The sequence below is a fragment of the Acinetobacter nematophilus genome, assembly GCF_026344175.1.
GTDB lineage: Bacteria > Pseudomonadota > Gammaproteobacteria > Pseudomonadales > Moraxellaceae > Acinetobacter > Acinetobacter nematophilus.
The window spans coordinates 13,692-30,143 of sequence record NZ_JAPKMY010000004.1 but is presented as its reverse complement, the minus strand read 5'-3'; the positions used below and the strand labels follow the sequence as shown (position 1 = coordinate 30,143).

Here is a 16,452-nt window from a genome sequence, read left to right as displayed (position 1 = left end):
TAGGGAAAAATTGAAATATTGAACAGTATTGCCTATATTGACAGACAATATCTGATTTAACAGGACAATCAATCATGCGCATGCTACATACCATGTTACGTGTAGGCAATTTAGAACAGTCTTTGGCGTTCTATACTGAAGTTCTCGGTATGACCTTACTTCGTAAACGAGACTATGAGGAAGGGCGCTTTACGCTTGCTTTTGTGGGGTATGGTGATGAAGAGCATAACACTGTATTAGAACTCACCCATAACTGGGATACGGCAAGTTATGAGTTGGGGAATGCTTATGGACATATTGCGATTGGTGTGGAGGATGCTTATAAAGCTTGTGAAGAGATCAAAGCCCGTGGCGGTAATGTAGTACGTGAGGCAGGACCAATGAAAGGTGGAGTAACTGTAATTGCCTTTGTTGAAGATCCAGACGGCTACAAAATAGAATTAATCCAGCAAGATCAAGATGCAAGAAATAATTAATCACTTAAGAGTAACTTAAATTAAGTTGATATGTGTCGTAAATAAATAGTGAACATTTCGTCAAATTAGTAGCATTATTTATAGAGCTCAGTAAGATTGAATTTTACCCATAGGTAAAATTAAACTACTGGGCTTTTTCATATTTAAAATACAGGAAGTTGCTTATGAAAATGTTGAAATTGTTGGCATTAGATCGATTTACAATATTGTTAATCGCAATGGTAGTTTTAGCTTCCTTTTTACCCATTTCAGGTCAAGCAGCTGCTATTTTTGGTAAAGTTACCACAATCGTGATAGCCATTTTGTTTTTTTTACATGGGGCCAAGCTATCACGGGAAGCTGTGATTGAAGGTATTCTGCACTGGAAATTACATGCTTTGGTCTTTGCGATCACCTTTATTGTATTTCCTGTATTGGGATTGATGGCTAAACCCGTGCTTGAGCCTTTATTGGGGCAGCAATTGTATTGGGGCTTTCTGTTCATGTGCTTTTTACCATCCACGGTGCAATCATCCATTGCATTTACTTCAGTGGCGAAAGGTAATGTGGCGGCAGCCGTATGCAGTGCATCATTTTCCAATTTAATCGGGATGTTTATTACTCCAATTTTAGTCAGCTTGTTTATATTTGGACAATCTAAGCACAATTACGATCCAACTTCATCGATCATTGAAATTACCTTATTGCTGTTGGTGCCTTTTATTCTTGGACAGGTTTTGCGCCCTTATGTATTTCCTTTAATGCAAAAAATGCCAAAAATTGTCAAAGTTTTTGACCAAGGTTCTATTTTAATGGTGGTATATGGTGCATTTAGTGGGGCAGTGGTTGCGGGACTGTGGCATCAGGTGAGTTTAACCACATTAATCTATTTGGTATTGGCTTGCTCGGTTTTACTGACTGCGATTATGCTGTTGGCTTTATATATTCCCAAGTGGCTGGGCTTTAGTCAGGCGGATCAAATTTCCATTTTCTTCTGTGGTTCAAAGAAGACACTCGCCAGTGGTGTGCCTATGGCACAAATTTTATTTATTGGGCAACCCTTAGGTATGATTGTATTGCCAATCATGATCTTCCATCAGATTCAGTTAATGGTGTGTGGGGTCATTGCAAATTATTGGTCTAAACAACAGCATTCAAGTGAGTAAATTTGATCAATTTGTTGAAAATAGATCGCAATTATAATATTTATCGCGTATAATCTTGCCCACTTGTTGTGCTTAGCTCTGACACTTATAGTCTCGGTGGGCCAAAAGAAATGGTCTGTTGTGGTGTTAACCTGCTGAAGATGTTCAGCCTTCCTCAAAGCTTCTGATGGGATGTTTGAGAGTGGTTAATTGCGATGACAGCTAAACCTTTCTTAACTTAGGAGAATCGACCATGCGTGCCGATATTCACCCAAAATACGAAAAATTAGTTGCTACTTGTTCATGTGGTAACGTTATCGAAACTCGTTCTGCTTTAGGTAAAGAAACGATTTACCTAGACGTATGTTCAGCTTGCCACCCATTCTATACTGGTAAACAAAAGAATGTAGATACTGGCGGTCGTATCGATAAGTTCAAACAACGTTTTGCTGGTATGTCACGTTCTGTTAAGCGTTAATACGACAAAACATAAAAAACGGGCTTTTGCCCGTTTTTTTGTATCTGTGATCAATGAAAGAGTGATTTATAAAGTATTGATTTGTAAAAGATTGAGTATTGAACCCCCATACTCAATCTTAAATAAGCGTTATTTATTGATCTTGAACGTCAGTTAAATGGTCCAGTTTTTTCTGGAAATATTCACCCTGTAAGAACCGAACATCTACATTCCACGCATTTGCAAATAAGCTCATATCATTGAGATTTTTAAGCAGCATTTCAACAGGTTTGATGGTTTGATACTTTTCAAGTGTCTGTTGGAATTGGCTCATGGTTGCATCACTATTCAGCTTCTGTGTAAATTTTTCGTCAAGTGTTAATAAGCTGACATCCAGCTGTTTCAATATCGTTTCGCTAGAAATGCTTGAGCCAAAGCGGCGGATTGAAATCTCAGCACCGTGGTCGCGTAGAATTGCAAATTGCTTTTGTGTTTCGAGAAGGCTTTTGGCGATATCTTCTTCATCAAACTGTAGAATCAGTGGGTGCGATTGACGGCTGCCGACAATAGTCAGAAGTTTAGAAATAAGCTCTGGAAATTGCTTATCATGGAATAAAACATGTCGATTCAAATTAACAATTAATTTTGCTTGTGGATATTGTGTAATAAAGTTATGAAGTTGTTTGCATGCTTCAACTAAAATCCAGCGATCAAGTTTAATTGACAGTTCAATATCATCATCGAGTTCAATTAAATTGCTGACTTTTTTCCATTGATTTTCAAAAATAAAACCACTGGTGACTTCATAAGTATTTAGACTACTGTCATGTTTGTCATAAAGCTGTTGATACTTCAGCTGAATTTCACCTTTCTCAAGAGATTGCATGATCTGTTCTAGGATTGGTGCGTTTTTGAAAATAGGTTTGGCTTGTATATCTCGAACAGCAGTTTCTTGAGGTGCTGGTTCAGGATCTGGCTGTGATTTTGGCTCTAATTGAAGTGAATTGCGTTCAAATTGAAGTGGTTGTGCAGCAGTTGAAGCAGGTTCTACCAAGGATAATTCAATTTTAGTGTCTTGTAATGTTGCTGATAATTGTTGCTCAGAAACAGAGTCTTTTTTGCTTAGACGATGATTATAGGCTTGTTCTAAAATATGATTAAAATTGCTTTCATTAAAGTTATTTTGCTGAATGTTGGTATAACCAATTTTCACGCTTAATGGATAGGTTGTTCCATCAATTTCAAGTAATTGCGGTTTCTCCAAAGCTTGTAGACCATGAATACGGGATTCTAAAATGGCATCTGATTCTGCTTGTAAAATCACCGCATATAACAGCATATCAATCTGATAGACTGTTGAGTTGGTCTGTTCTTTGATAAAACTCTTAAAACCGTCTAAATACTGAATCGCAGTTTTCCAGTTGGATAGTAAAATATTATCTGGGCAAGCTGCAAAACTAAATAATACGAGAGCGTTGGCGTTGGCTGGTTGATTAATCAGAGCATATTGGATTTGTTGTAAGCTATTGATTATAGGGCTAACAGTTTTTTTGCTCAATTCGGCGGATTGAGATGACGCTTTTTGTGAGACGGAATGGGTTTCAATGGTAATTTGAATACAATCTTCTTCATTGGAAGGAAGAAATTCAATTTTTAAAGGGTTTTCGGATTTGGCATTTTTGTTGAGTGTATCGATTTCAAAACGGGCTAAATCAAATTGACCTTGGGAAATTTTTTTAAAACGTTGTTTAAAGTCATTGATATTTTTAGGTTGTAAAATATCCAGTAAAGGTAAACCAATAATTTCATTCTCATCTTTTAGACCAAATAATTTTAGATATTCGTCATTGGCTTGAGTGTGAATACCTTCTTGAATCAGAGCGACTGCTTTGTGTTGTTCTTCAACTAGAGCTTGTGCCTGACTTTTTGCACTTTCAAGCTCTGTTAATAAGTGTTGCTTGCTTTGTAGAGTACGACTATAAGAGAGGGCTCTAATTAAACTGATATAAAAACGTTCAGTATATTCTAGGTTTACAACATCATAGATGCCTTTTTGTATATATGATTGATATTGGCTATGTTGATAATCTTCTGGTTTTAGTAACAGAACAGGGATGTCAATTTCAGCTGAAGCTTGAATAAGAGTGACAGCTTGCTCAATCTTAATATCATAGGCACGCCCAAAAATAATTAAATCCCATGATGTATTGAGTTGTTTTTCGAACGTTTTTAACTCATCAAGCAAAATCGCCTGTACTTGATGATTTTTGCTTTGAAAAAGACTGATAATTTCATTATAGCGAATTTGATTGTCATCAATAATAAGTAATCTAGTTTCCGAGAGTTTTAATTTTTTCGATAATAATAAATTTCTCACTTTAAAGCTTCCCATACATCTTGATTATTCAAATTGGTTGATTGGAGTTGAATGAATTGTTCAATACGATGATTTTCTTCATCATTGATCAACTCAAATTCAAACTGGACAAAACTTTGAGTAATTAACAACGTTTTAGTTAAATACACCTTAATTTCGTCAGTATCTAAACGAAGATAAATTGCTTGCTGTTCCTTAAAAAAGGGCAAATTTGGCAAAATAATTGAAGTATTTGATTCATTTAGATTTGGTACCTGCACCATGAGACATGGATGATAATTAATCGTTGAACGATCAGCAGGAACCTTGACTGCACAAGGATAGATGTCCTGTGCTAAGACCTCTAAACCGACTTCATAAGTTTTCTGAATGGATTGCTTAATCCAGCGAATGATAGCACCTTTCCATTTATTGTTCAGGCTTTCATTGATCAAGATAAACTCCCCAGTTCTTAGGTTTCGAGGCGCTTCATTTGACCAGCGAATACGATAACCGTTGACACTGATATCGAGGACTTGTGCTTGATAAATCTGTTTGGCTTCACGGTCCAAACTTTTGATCTGGCTTAAATTGGATGCTGTATTTGAACCAGTCGAAATAGAAGAGTGAATATTTGATTCTGACTGAAAAGCATAATTACTATTGAGGTTCAGGGTTTCATAGAAATTTTTTGCTTTTGAGAGATAAAAATGTGCTGTTTGTAAACTAAAACAGATTTGCAGTTGTGCCGAATATTCATAACGTTCATGGCGACGTTCAATTGTGGTTCCCAATACATTCTGTACATGAAACTTTAAAGCAGCAGATAAATAAATTTGCTCATTCTTCGATAAATATTCAGTTTCTTTGTGAATAGTTAAATTGATATGCTCAAGTAAATTTTGAGTGGAAATATATAATGATGTATGAAAGTTTGCATGTTGCTTACGGTTATAGATTGGCGGTATATCTTTACAACCATCAACAATATAGCGCGAAAGACTAGTCTCTCTCGGTAAGATTTGAACCAATTTCACCCAGTCAAAGGTACATTGATACAAAGCCTGTGTTTCAGAGGGGCGAATTTGATGCGTATTGAAAATATCCAATAATAAAACTTGTGCATAGGCTTGTTGGATATTATGAATAGTAAAATGCGTACCTTGTAGCTGATTGATATTTATGTTGAATTCTTGGTTTTTTACAGCGAGTTCATATAAATGGTGCGTGGTGAGCCATTGATGGGTCAAAGGACCGCTATAGATCATTTGTTGTTGAACAAGCAACAAACCCAATTGTTCTAAGGCATAAAATGTTGCCAAAGTTCGAGCAGTCTGCAAATTTCTCTTTTGTTTAAAATTGAAAAATGAGAATTTACTCGAAGTTAATGTTTGATGGCTTCTTTGTACAATGTTGATGTAAACATTCGCAAAATAGGTACGAATTCTAGAGGATAAATCAATGATGTGCTCAATTCGATCTGTTTGAGACAGTCCTTGATTCAAGATGCTTTTTTCTAGACTGGATAAAATACTTTCTGTAATCGGGTGTAACACCTGAATAAGGTCAAAACGCAGCATTTCACTACAGTTTAGCTCTGCAATTTCACAAATAGCATTTAAAACAGACTCAGAAGTATCACCCAATTGCATGATTGAGAGTGTAGCAACCCATGCACCCACAGAATCTACAGAAGGATCTGCAAAACTTAAACTTTCTCGTTGTAGAACCGTGATATTTTGAAAAATTTCAGAAATTTCTTTATTTATCATGAGCGTTTCAACTCTTAAAAGGTTGTGACTCCAAACAGCGGTGTTTTATTATTTTCTCCCGCAACTTCTCGAACCAGTTTTGGGACTAGGTATCCAGGTAAGCTGGCTAATACATCCTTGTAGATTTGATCAATTTTTTCTGCCCCTAAATCAAAATGATACGCACCTTTCACCTTATCCAGAACGTGTAGATAGTAAGGTAAAACTTGTGCTTCAAAAAGTCGTTGACTTAAATCAACCAGTGTTTGTGCAGAATCATTCACACCTTTAAGTAAAACGGCTTGATTCAACACAAGAATATTTTGTTTTGCCAAGTGAGCGAGTTTTGAACAGGTCAAATTATCGAGTTCAGCTGGATGATTTGAGTGTACCACTAGAATCACACGTAGCCTACTGTTTTTCAATAAAGAAACCAGTTCTTCATCGATTCTTTCAGGAATAACAATCGGAACTCGTGAATGAATTCTCAGGATTTTAATTTGACTGAGAGATGCTAGACGTTCTAACCATATTGCCAGTTTACGATTTGATAACGTAAGCGGATCTCCTCCACTTAGAATCACTTCATTGATTTCAGGATGCTGCTCCAAATAGCTTTTAATATTCAGCCAATCTTCATTTTTGGGTAGATTTTCTTGATATGGAAAATGTCTGCGGAAGCAATAACGGCAGTGAACTGCACAAGCACCTGTCAATGTTAATAAAAAGCGTGATTTATATTTATGCAAAACCCCTGGAATTTGATTGGCCTGTTCCTCGCCCAGTGGATCCGTCACAAAACCTTCATGTTCTTCAAGTTCTAGATGATGGGGGAGGACCTGTAAAAGAAGGGGATCTAGTGGATTGCCTTTTTCCATTTTTGCAACAAACGCTCGAGGAACACGCAATTTAAATTGAGCACTCGCAAGAATTGCGCCAGACAATAATTGTTGTTTCGACAAACTGAGAAGTTCGAGTAATTCTAGTGGATCAGTCACTAAATCACTAAGTTGAGATTGCCAATTTTGCTCTTGATATAAATAATTTAACATGCCACGTGCGATAAATAGTCAATGGGGGAGAGAAGGGTTTAAATGCCTGTCCAGCTGAAAGCTGTCTGATGGGTCATTGAAACACAGAGAACTGTAGCCAAATCCATACAGCCGATTCATTACAATGTACTGAAAGGAGATTCAATCAGTACAAAAAATCAATCAAACGGAGATTTTAACCTCAATCTGACAGAACATGGGTAATTTTTCATTGCTTCACGATGTATTGCTCATTTAGAATACGAAAAATGTATAATACATTCTTTATTGTTGAGAATGATCATTCTGGGTTTGTTGGCAATTCAGCGATTTTGAAGCGTAAATAGACCCGATTACAAATCAGGTGATTTGTTGATCGCATTACATTAGAGATTTAAATTAGTAAGTTTGGAGTGTGCCTTTCATGGCCTATTATTCTACAAATGATTTCAAAGCTGGCCTAAAGGTTATGCTTGATGGTAACCCATGTTCTATCATGGAAAACGAATATGTAAAACCAGGTAAAGGTCAAGCGTTCAACCGTGTAAAATTACGTAACCTTAAATCTGGTAAAGTATTAGAAAAAACTTTCAAATCAGGTGATTCATTAGAAGCTGCCGACATTGTTGAAGTTGAAATGGATTACCTTTACAACGATGGCGAAATGTGGAACTTCATGGATCCTGTATCTTTCGAGCAAATTGCTGCTGATAAAGTTGCGATGGGCGATGCTGCGAAATGGTTAAAAGACGATTCAAATGAAAAATGTACGATTATGCTGTTTAATGGTGTGCCATTAACGGTCAGCCCGCCAAACTTTGTGGTGTTAAAAATCGTTGAAACTGATCCAGGTGTACGTGGTGATACTTCTGGCGGTGGCGGTAAACCAGCGAAGCTTGAAACTGGTGCTGTAGTACGTGTTCCATTATTCGTACAGCAAGAGGAAAGCGTTCGTGTAGATACCCGTACTGGCGATTACTTAGAACGTGCTTGATCATTTTTGAATAATGATGATGCGAGGGATGATGAAAATCATCCCTTTTTTGTTTTAAATTTGAATGGAATTAAGGGTGTTGGCAGTGAAACTATGGGAGGATTTTCGACTAAAGTCGTAGATCGACATAGGATAATTAATAGTAGAGTCAAATCGTCGCAATATGACAATAATGATAAAAATAACATTGTAATGGTTTAAGTCATTGTGATGTCATGCTAATAGTACATATTCAAACCAGTTTTACATCCAAAGTCTTAGATGAAAACAAAAAAATGAGGAGTAGAGTCACCAGGGAAAGGGTCACACGGAAATGCATTACGCTTTATAAAAACAATGGAACTGCTTTTTGTAATCAAGATGTGAGGTTTTAAATGGAAAATATTCAGACAAAGTCATCCCCCTTATCAAAATTGGTCTGGGTGATTGTCGCCATAATTGGTGCAGTATCTTTTGGAATACTTGCAGTCAGTAAAGGTGAGCATGTCAATGCCGTTTGGTTAGTGCTTGCTGCGGTGTGTGTATATAGCATTGCATATCGTTTTTATAGTTTATTTATCGCCAATAAAGTTTTTGAGCTTAACCCAAGACGTTTAACACCTGCACATCGTTTAGCTGATGGTCTGGATTATGTGCCAACCAATAAATATGTGCTTTTTGGTCATCACTTTGCGGCAATTGCAGGTGCAGGACCATTGGTTGGACCTATTCTTGCAGCTCAAATGGGTTATCTACCAGGAACAATTTGGCTTTTAGTCGGAGTGGTCTTGGCGGGTGCTGTTCAGGATTTCTTGGTGCTCTTTATCTCCACACGTCGTGATGGACGTTCATTGGGGGAAATGGCAAAACAAGAACTTGGCTCATTCGCTGGTGTAGTGGTGATGCTTGGCGCATTGGGTGTGATGATCATTATCCTTGCTGTACTGGCGTTGGTGGTGGTTAAAGCCCTTGCACATAGTCCGTGGGGCGTATTCAGTATTGCAGCAACCATACCGATTGCTTTGTTCATGGGGGTGTATATGCGTTACATCCGCCCTGGACGTATTGCAGAAGTGTCAATCATAGGTTTCGTTTTGATGATGGCTGCAATCGTGTATGGTGGTAATGTAGCTGCTGATCCCTATTGGGGACCTTTCTTCACTTTAACAGGGACTCAACTGACTTGGGCACTGATCATCTACGGATTTGTAGCTTCTGTCTTGCCTGTTTGGTTGCTATTGGCGCCGCGTGATTACTTGTCAACCTTTTTAAAAATCGGCGTAATTGCAGGTTTGGCTGTGGGTATCATTGTTGCCATGCCAATGCTAAAAATGCCTTCTGTGACGCATTTTGTTGATGGTACTGGTCCTGTTTTTGCTGGGTCAATGTTTCCATTTTTATTTATTACCATTGCTTGCGGTGCGATTTCTGGCTTCCATGCCTTAGTATCTTCAGGGACTACACCTAAACTGGTGGATAATGAAGTCAATATTCGTGTAATCGGTTATGGTGGTATGTTAATGGAATCATTTGTCGCGATTATGGCAATGATTTGTGCGACTGTGCTTGAGCCAGGTGTTTATTTTGCAATTAATGCACCTGCAGCAGTTTTGGGAACGACCGTAGAGAGTGCTGCTGAAGCAGTACGTAATCTGGGTTTTGTAGTCACACCTGAGACATTGAGCCTGCTTGCAAAAGAAGTGGGAGAAAGTACCATTCTTTCACGTACAGGGGGCGCACCAACATTTGCAATTGGTATGGCACATATCATCACTGATATTTTTAATAATCGTTCGATGATGGCGTTTTGGTATCACTTTGCGATTTTATTTGAAGCATTGTTTATTTTGACTGCGGTTGATGCTGGTACACGTGCATGCCGTTTTATGGTTCAGGATACTGTAGGGATCGTGGTTCCCGCACTTAAAAATTCACATAACTTCATTGGAAACATGATTGGTACAGCTGTGGCGGTTGCAGGCTGGGGCTTCTTTGTTTATCAAGGTGTTGTTGATCCTCTCGGTGGTATTAATAGTTTATGGCCTTTATTTGGTATTGGTAACCAAATGCTTGCTGCTATGGCACTGATTTTAGGAACAGTGATTCTGTTTAAAATGAAGAAAGAAAAGTATGTATGGGTTACGATTATACCTACGATTTTCTTATTCATTACCTGTATGACAGCGGGTTGGCAAAAAATCTTCCATTCAAATCCGAAGATCGGTTTTTTGGCACAAGCTGATAAATTCTCCGCAGCGATTGCTCAAGGTGAGATTTTAAAGCCAGCGAAAACGCTTGAAGAGATGCAAACGATTGTGCTATCGAATCAGATCAATGCGGCATTGTGTGCATTCTTTATGATCGTTGCAGTGGTCATGTTGGTGGCTGCTATCGGGGTGATTCGCCGTGCATTGGCAAGTCCTACACCAACAGTGAATGAAGCACCGGCAGTATATGCAGACCCTGAAGAAACTGTCGTATCGTCTGCAAAGCATTAATTGACTTATAAGTGAGGTGAGTAAGATGAATCTTAAATTCGCCAAAGGTGGTAAGACGGTGATTTATAAAATCATCAAAATGACCATCATGTCGCAAAAGGATCTAATTTTTAATCCTAAGAATTGGTCAAGAATTGCAACATTGTGGACACGCTTACAGCAGAGTTTTCGTTTGATGGTCGGTGTACCTGATTATCAAAACTATCTGGAACATATGAAAAAGCATCATCCTGACATGGATGCAATGGATGAGAAAACTTTTCATCGTTACTGTGTTGATGCTCGTTATCCAACTGCTGGCGGGACCTTGAAAAAGTGTCCATGTTGATTTGAGAAATCCAATAAAAAGCGGTACTTCGGTACCGCTTTTTATTGGGCATTGTTTTTTATTGGATGATTTTAAGCAAGCTTATGACCGCGTGGCATTATTGCAAGTTGCCACGAAATAAATATGATGAATTGTCGGATAGCTGACAATTCATTTCACTTGTCTCAGATAAGATACTGAAACAGATAGAATAACAGAATTAGATTTGCTAAAGGGACGTTAAGATGAAAATCTGTATCTATGGTGCTGGAAGTATTGGGTGTTATATTGGGGGGCGATTGGCTGCTTCAGGCGCAGATGTAACATTTATAACTCGTCCAGACACATATCGTGAATTATCCAAATCTGGTTTGAAACTTACAGATTATTTAGGAAATAACTTATCTATACCTGCACATGAATTAAAACTATCACTTGATCCAAATGTGATTTTAGATGTTGATATTGTTTTTGTCTGTGTTAAATCAACGGCAACTGAGCAAGTTGCTGAAAGGCTTCAGCAAATACTCGCTGACAGTAACTCTAAACTAAAGCATACCCCTTATATCATTAGTTTCCAGAATGGATTGAGTAATGTGGCGATGCTTAAACAGTTTTTACCAGATTTGAGAATTTTAGAGGGCATGATTCCATTTAATGTGGTTGCCTTGGGAACAGGGTGTTTTCATCAAGGTACAGCAGGTGCGATACATGTTAAAAAATTTTCACATCAACAAGATTTAGCCCAACTTTTTCAAAGAGCTCAACTAGATATTATATTTGATCAGGACATGCTTGCTGTACAATGGGCCAAAGTTCTACTTAACTTAAATAATTCAATTAATGCCTTATCAAAGTTACCTTTAAAAGCACAATTGTTGAATTATCAATATCGTCAATGTCTTGCGATGGCACAACAGGAAACCCTTGATTTATTGGATTTGGCACAGATCAAACCAGCAAATTTGACTGCAGTTTCTGCGCATTTTCTTCCCAAAATCATTAGTCTGCCCAATGTTTTATTTAAAATATTGAGTCGTAAAATGTTAAAAATTGATCCTGTGGCACGTTCATCAATGCAAGACGATTTAATTGCGGGTCGACGTACAGAAGTCGATTGGATTAATGGAGAGGTTGTTAAACTTGCTGATCAACTTAATACCCAAGCTCCGATCAATGCGCTATTAATCAAATTAATTAAGCAAGCAGAAGTTTCGGGTATTGAATTTTCAATTAGTGCGGATGAGTTAAAAGCCAGGCTGAATAGCGTGAAAAAATAGTGACCTAAATCGTTGATCAAGACCTCAATCGAAATACTCAAAATTATATGGATAATTTTTTATTCAAAGTACCAGCATGTTTCTGGGTTTATGAATTGTTATACTTTGAGTATCCTTCAAAAACGTGTATGTTAATCAAATTACTTAAAAAATTATGATTGGGGAAAAAGGTGATTTGGGGAGCAAGACAGGGAAACGCAATACAAAAGAATTCCGAACGGATTGATTTAGATCAGTCACATTATTATTCGAAGGTTGATGAATTCTTAGTACAAATTAACCTCATCATTTTAGATAAAAAACAGCAAACCAAGCTTGCCTTGTGTAGCTTATTGGCAGGTGGGCATTTACTCTTTGAAGACTTACCTGGCTTAGGTAAAACAACTTTAGCTAGCAGTTTGTCTCGTTTAGCGGGGCTTGATTTTCAACGGATTCAATTCACCAATGATATGCTGGCCAGTGATGTCATTGGGATTAATATGTTTAATCAAAAAGAACATCAATTTGAATTTAAGTACGGTCCCATTTTTACCCAAATACTACTTGCTGACGAAATCAACCGCTGTAGCCCAAAAACCCAGAGCGCATTGTTGGAAGCGATGGAAGAGGGCAATGTCACCGTAGATGGCATTCGTTATGCATTGCCGCAGCCATTTTGGGTGATTGCAACACAAAATCCACTTTTTCAAAGTGGTACATATAGCCTACCTGAATCCCAGTTAGACCGCTTTTTGATGCGGCTATCATTGGGTTATCCATCACGTTCTGCAGAAAAATTACTTTTACAGCAGCATTCTCGCCATGACTTAATTGATAATTTACAGTCCATTTTTAAACAAGAAGATATATTGCAATTACAATGTATGGTCAATAGCATTGCAATCAATGATTTAATATTTGATTATATACTTGATTTAGCGGAAGAAACGAGAAAAGGGCGTCATGGGCTGTCTACCCGTGGCGTTTTAGCGTTGAAAAAGGCTGCTCAAGCGCATGCATTGATTGAAAAAAGAGCTTTTGTAATTGCAGATGATGTGCAAGCTGTGTTCGTTGCGGTCACTTCGCATCGTATAGGATTAGGTGAGTCTGAAACTTTAGCCTTGATGCAAAAAGTTCCTGTTCAAGGTTAGTTAGGATTTAAGCATGTTTGCTAAAAGATTCGTACAGTGGTTGCACCAAAGATTTCGTTACACAGGTATACGGACGCTTAAGCAAAATGAAGTCTTAGTATTTATCTACCAACAAGGCTTTCTGTATCTTGTACTTATTTTGATCACATTTATTGCGGGAATTAACTATGCAAATAACTTGATTTTAGGTTTTTGCTTTTTAATAAGTGCCATTTTGTGTATTAGTTTTTATTTGAGTTTTAAGCAATTGCACGGTGTGACCATTGAAGTCATTGCTGATGAAGTCGGTAAGGTGAACGAGGCTTTTAAAGTCACCGTGATTTTGCAACAACACCGAGCAAGCCTGAAGTTTCTAAATTTTAAATTCGATGATCAGTTACTGCCTTTTTTATTTGAGGATAAGCAGCAAAGCTTTGAGTTAAATTTTATACCGCAAAAACGTGGTAAATTTTCAATTCCTCCAATTCAGATTTATTCAACCTATCCATTAGGTTTAGTCCGAGCATGGACATACATTTATTTGACCAATGATTACTGGATTGCTCCTGAAGCAAAGTCTGGTCTGCAATATTCACATATTCAGGCGAATACGGGTGAGCCTGATCTGGATGAATTTAAAGAATTGAGAAATTTTAAAATAGGTGATTCATTACAGAGTATTTCATGGAAGCAGGCAGCTCGAGGACAAGGGCTATTTGTCAAACAGTTTGAAGATTTACTGGACACCCATGCCATGCAAATTGAATATGCCAAAATGCCCAGTGCAGCGCATGAAGAAAAACTAAGTTTAATGATGGAGTTGGTTGATCGTTGTGAACAACTACAATCTCCATATTGTATTATTTTACCCCATGCTCAGACAGAAAATGGTGTAGGTGAACAGCATTATATTCATATCAAAACCTTGTTGGCACAAGCTTGAGGATTGGACATGAACAAATCAATCCAAATTTCAATTTTAGTCGCCTTAAGTTTGATTTGGTTGGCACAGCTTGCCTATATGCCGATTGCCTTATCGATATTGTTTCTGGTCAATCTTCTCTGTTTAGGGTGGTATTATCAAAAAATCAACGCTCATCAAACATTCAATTTCCCTCGAGTTTTAGTTCAAGCACCAAAGCTGTTATTTGCATTTTTTGCATTGCTGATTATCTATCTCGATACCCAAACATTTTTAGGTGTAGAGGCTGGTACTGCTGTTCTTTCTACTTTTTTATTTGCCAAAGCACTAGAAACCAAGTCTAAACGTGACTTTATTATCCTGTTTAATTTTGCTTTGTTTGTGAGTGCGAGTTTATTTTTACATAGCCAATCTTTTGCAATGGCTGTTTTAGTATTGTGTTGCCTAATCAGTTGCTTGGTTGGATTATATCGAGTACAAACCGTCAATTTTGAAATTGCACAGCCTGTTTTACAATCACTGAAAAACGACTCGCTCCATATTCTTAAATTTATTGGTCTGGCTTTACCTTTTTTTATATTGCTGTTTTTGTTTTTTCCACGTTTGCCCCCACTTTGGCAAATTCCGATTCCTAACCATCAAGCAGTAACAGGATTGAGTGATCGCATGTCCCCAGGGGATATTGCATCATTGTCGCAATCGAGTGCCTTGGCTTTTCGAATTATTGGAGACATGAAGCAGTTCCCGAACCGCAATGAATTGTATTGGCGAGCAATGGTATTAGATCATTATGATGGTACAACTTGGACAAGTGAATCTAGTAACAAACAGAGCAAATCCTATTCAAAAATCACAGGTCAACAGGATGGTTTTCATTATCAGTATCTAGCCGGTGATCCTGCTCAGCAGTGGATCACAGGTTTGGAAAAGTCAATTCCAATAGAACAACGTTTTGAATTACATCAAGACTGGTCTATTACACCAAGACAACTTGTACAACGGGTACAACCCGTCGAATTGCAATGGATTGGCTCGCGTGTTCAGGATGTTCAAGTACCAGCATTTGAACAATTCATGCTTAAAAATAATCTAAAATATCCTAAAAATCGTGATCTACAAGCGCAGAAGTTTGCATTGGCTATGTTTCATCAAAGCCAGGAAAATCCTGATACGTATATCCAAAATATTCTAAATTGGTATAAAAAGGAAAATTTTGTTTATACACTCGCGCCGGGGAAATTGGGGAATCATCGAATAGATGAGTTTTTATTTCAATCAAGACAGGGGTTCTGTGAACACTATGCCTCAAGCTTTGTTTTACTGATGCGTTATGTCGGAATACCTGCTCGTGTCGTCACAGGTTATCAAGGTGGTGAACTGGCGCCAGATGGGAAAAGTTGGGAAGTCCGTCAATTAGATGCCCATGCATGGGCGGAAGTGTACCATCAGGGACAATGGCATCGAATTGATCCTACAGCCATCATTGCGCCAATGCGAATCGATCAGGGAATGCAAACGACCATAGAGGGTAATGCGGCAATTTTTGGTGATGGCGCTTATTCAAATATACGCTTTCAGCATTCATCCATATTGAGAACATTAAGAGTCTGGAGTGACTATGCAAGTTTTCAATGGCAAAGCAAAGTCGTGGGCTATGATGCTGAAAAGCAAAGTGGGTGGATGAAAAAACTCGGACTGACTTCAGTGTATAGTTATGGGTTGGTCTTAATTTTAGGAATCATTGGATTATTAATGGCTTATTGGGGAGTGACAAAACTTTTTCGAGTAAAACAGATGTCTGAGATTGAGCGATTGATTTTTAAGTTTAATCGCCAGTTGTCAAAAGATGATCAAAAAGTAGAGTCTGAAACTTTTCAACAATGGATGTCTCGTTTGGCCAGTCGGGTTGAAGAAAAAAAATCATTTGAACAGGCAAATAAAGTTTTCCAAAAAATTACTTATTTAGATAATGAAAATCAACAAGATATTCAGGAAATCAAGAAATTGCTTAAAGAGTGTTCGAATGCGTTAAAAGCGGGAAAATAAGTCTTGTCATATTGCTGAAAAATGAATAATATTCTCAGCACTTCAGGTGTATAGCTCAGTTGGTTAGAGCGCTACGTTGACATCGTAGAGGTCTCCAGTTCGAGTCTGGATATACCTACCAA

13 protein-coding genes and 1 tRNA gene are annotated in these 16,452 nt (G+C 37.8%); 11 read left to right on the top strand and 3 right to left on the bottom strand.

The genetic code is table 11. The features are described 5' to 3' along the window. Positions 1–74: 74 nt before the first annotated feature. The 3 genes from gloA to rpmE all read left to right on the top strand — a co-directional run bounded on the left by gloA (position 75) and on the right by rpmE (position 2,078). Entirely contained in the window at positions 75–476 is a 402-nt protein-coding gene (gene gloA, locus OSH00_RS09275) for a lactoylglutathione lyase (RefSeq protein ID WP_196077318.1), read from the top strand. Positions 477–640: 164 nt separating this feature from the next. Further along, complete coding sequence (locus OSH00_RS09270; protein ID WP_266130180.1) at positions 641–1,621, top strand: bile acid:sodium symporter family protein; 981 nt, start codon at positions 641–643, stop codon at positions 1,619–1,621. 232 nt (positions 1,622–1,853) lie between these two features. Continuing rightward, a complete protein-coding gene (gene rpmE, locus OSH00_RS09265) occupies positions 1,854–2,078 on the top strand; it encodes a 50S ribosomal protein L31 (RefSeq protein ID WP_004831212.1) in 225 nt (74 codons plus the stop codon). 133 nt (positions 2,079–2,211) lie between these two features. On the opposite strand, the gene OSH00_RS09260 is transcribed toward rpmE, so the two are convergent. The 3 genes from OSH00_RS09260 to epmB are packed head-to-tail and all read right to left on the bottom strand — an operon-like array spanning position 2,212 to position 7,216. Beyond that, entirely contained in the window at positions 2,212–4,449 is a 2,238-nt protein-coding gene (locus OSH00_RS09260; RefSeq protein WP_266130179.1) for an EAL domain-containing protein, read from the bottom strand. After that, positions 4,431–6,185: a GTPase gene (locus OSH00_RS09255; RefSeq protein WP_266130178.1), complete on the bottom strand. Its 1,755-nt coding sequence runs from the start codon at positions 6,183–6,185 to the stop codon at positions 4,431–4,433. The genes OSH00_RS09260 and OSH00_RS09255 overlap by 19 nt, the downstream gene beginning before the upstream one ends. A 14-nt stretch (positions 6,186–6,199) precedes the next feature. Further along, the gene (gene epmB / locus OSH00_RS09250) at positions 6,200–7,216 is read right to left on the bottom strand and encodes an EF-P beta-lysylation protein EpmB (RefSeq protein ID WP_266130177.1); all 1,017 of its coding nucleotides are present in this window, start codon (positions 7,214–7,216) and stop codon (positions 6,200–6,202) included. Positions 7,217–7,619: 403 nt separating this feature from the next. Between epmB and efp the strand changes: the two genes are divergently transcribed. From efp to OSH00_RS09210, 8 genes are all read left to right on the top strand, one after another. Next, the gene (gene efp / locus OSH00_RS09245) at positions 7,620–8,189 is read left to right on the top strand and encodes an elongation factor P (RefSeq protein WP_004831207.1); all 570 of its coding nucleotides are present in this window, start codon (positions 7,620–7,622) and stop codon (positions 8,187–8,189) included. 374 nt (positions 8,190–8,563) lie between these two features. Beyond that, positions 8,564–10,666, top strand: a complete 2,103-nt coding sequence (locus tag OSH00_RS09240; protein ID WP_266130176.1) for a carbon starvation CstA family protein — start codon at positions 8,564–8,566, stop codon at positions 10,664–10,666. Positions 10,667–10,691: 25 nt separating this feature from the next. Next, a complete protein-coding gene (locus tag OSH00_RS09235) occupies positions 10,692–10,994 on the top strand; it encodes a YbdD/YjiX family protein (protein WP_057063749.1) in 303 nt (100 codons plus the stop codon). 224 nt (positions 10,995–11,218) lie between these two features. Beyond that, entirely contained in the window at positions 11,219–12,253 is a 1,035-nt protein-coding gene (locus OSH00_RS09230; RefSeq protein WP_266130175.1) for a 2-dehydropantoate 2-reductase, read from the top strand. 170 nt (positions 12,254–12,423) lie between these two features. Beyond that, positions 12,424–13,383, top strand: coding sequence for an AAA family ATPase (locus OSH00_RS09225; RefSeq protein ID WP_420909512.1), 960 nt, complete (start codon positions 12,424–12,426; stop codon positions 13,381–13,383). A 13-nt stretch (positions 13,384–13,396) separates the two neighbouring features. Next, a complete protein-coding gene (locus OSH00_RS09220) occupies positions 13,397–14,305 on the top strand; it encodes a DUF58 domain-containing protein (RefSeq protein ID WP_196077310.1) in 909 nt (302 codons plus the stop codon). Between the two features lie 9 nt (positions 14,306–14,314). Beyond that, positions 14,315–16,330: a transglutaminase TgpA family protein gene (locus OSH00_RS09215; RefSeq protein WP_266130174.1), complete on the top strand. Its 2,016-nt coding sequence runs from the start codon at positions 14,315–14,317 to the stop codon at positions 16,328–16,330. Between the two features lie 44 nt (positions 16,331–16,374). Continuing rightward, a tRNA-Val gene (locus OSH00_RS09210) sits at positions 16,375–16,451 on the top strand. Position 16,452 lies beyond the last annotated feature (1 nt).

Coding starts and splice junctions, on each gene's coding strand:
- OSH00_RS09240 (WP_266130176.1), top strand. CDS start 8,564: ATGGAAAATATTCAGACAAAGTCATCCCCCTTATCAAAATTGGTCTGG.
- OSH00_RS09270 (WP_266130180.1), top strand. CDS start 641: ATGAAAATGTTGAAATTGTTGGCATTAGATCGATTTACAATATTGTTA.
- OSH00_RS09235 (WP_057063749.1), top strand. CDS start 10,692: ATGAATCTTAAATTCGCCAAAGGTGGTAAGACGGTGATTTATAAAATC.
- OSH00_RS09215 (WP_266130174.1), top strand. CDS start 14,315: ATGAACAAATCAATCCAAATTTCAATTTTAGTCGCCTTAAGTTTGATT.
- epmB (WP_266130177.1), bottom strand. CDS start 7,216: ATGTTAAATTATTTATATCAAGAGCAAAATTGGCAATCTCAACTTAGT.
- OSH00_RS09230 (WP_266130175.1), top strand. CDS start 11,219: ATGAAAATCTGTATCTATGGTGCTGGAAGTATTGGGTGTTATATTGGG.
- efp (WP_004831207.1), top strand. CDS start 7,620: ATGGCCTATTATTCTACAAATGATTTCAAAGCTGGCCTAAAGGTTATG.
- gloA (WP_196077318.1), top strand. CDS start 75: ATGCGCATGCTACATACCATGTTACGTGTAGGCAATTTAGAACAGTCT.
- OSH00_RS09255 (WP_266130178.1), bottom strand. CDS start 6,185: ATGATAAATAAAGAAATTTCTGAAATTTTTCAAAATATCACGGTTCTA.
- rpmE (WP_004831212.1), top strand. CDS start 1,854: ATGCGTGCCGATATTCACCCAAAATACGAAAAATTAGTTGCTACTTGT.
- OSH00_RS09260 (WP_266130179.1), bottom strand. CDS start 4,449: ATGGGAAGCTTTAAAGTGAGAAATTTATTATTATCGAAAAAATTAAAA.
- OSH00_RS09220 (WP_196077310.1), top strand. CDS start 13,397: ATGTTTGCTAAAAGATTCGTACAGTGGTTGCACCAAAGATTTCGTTAC.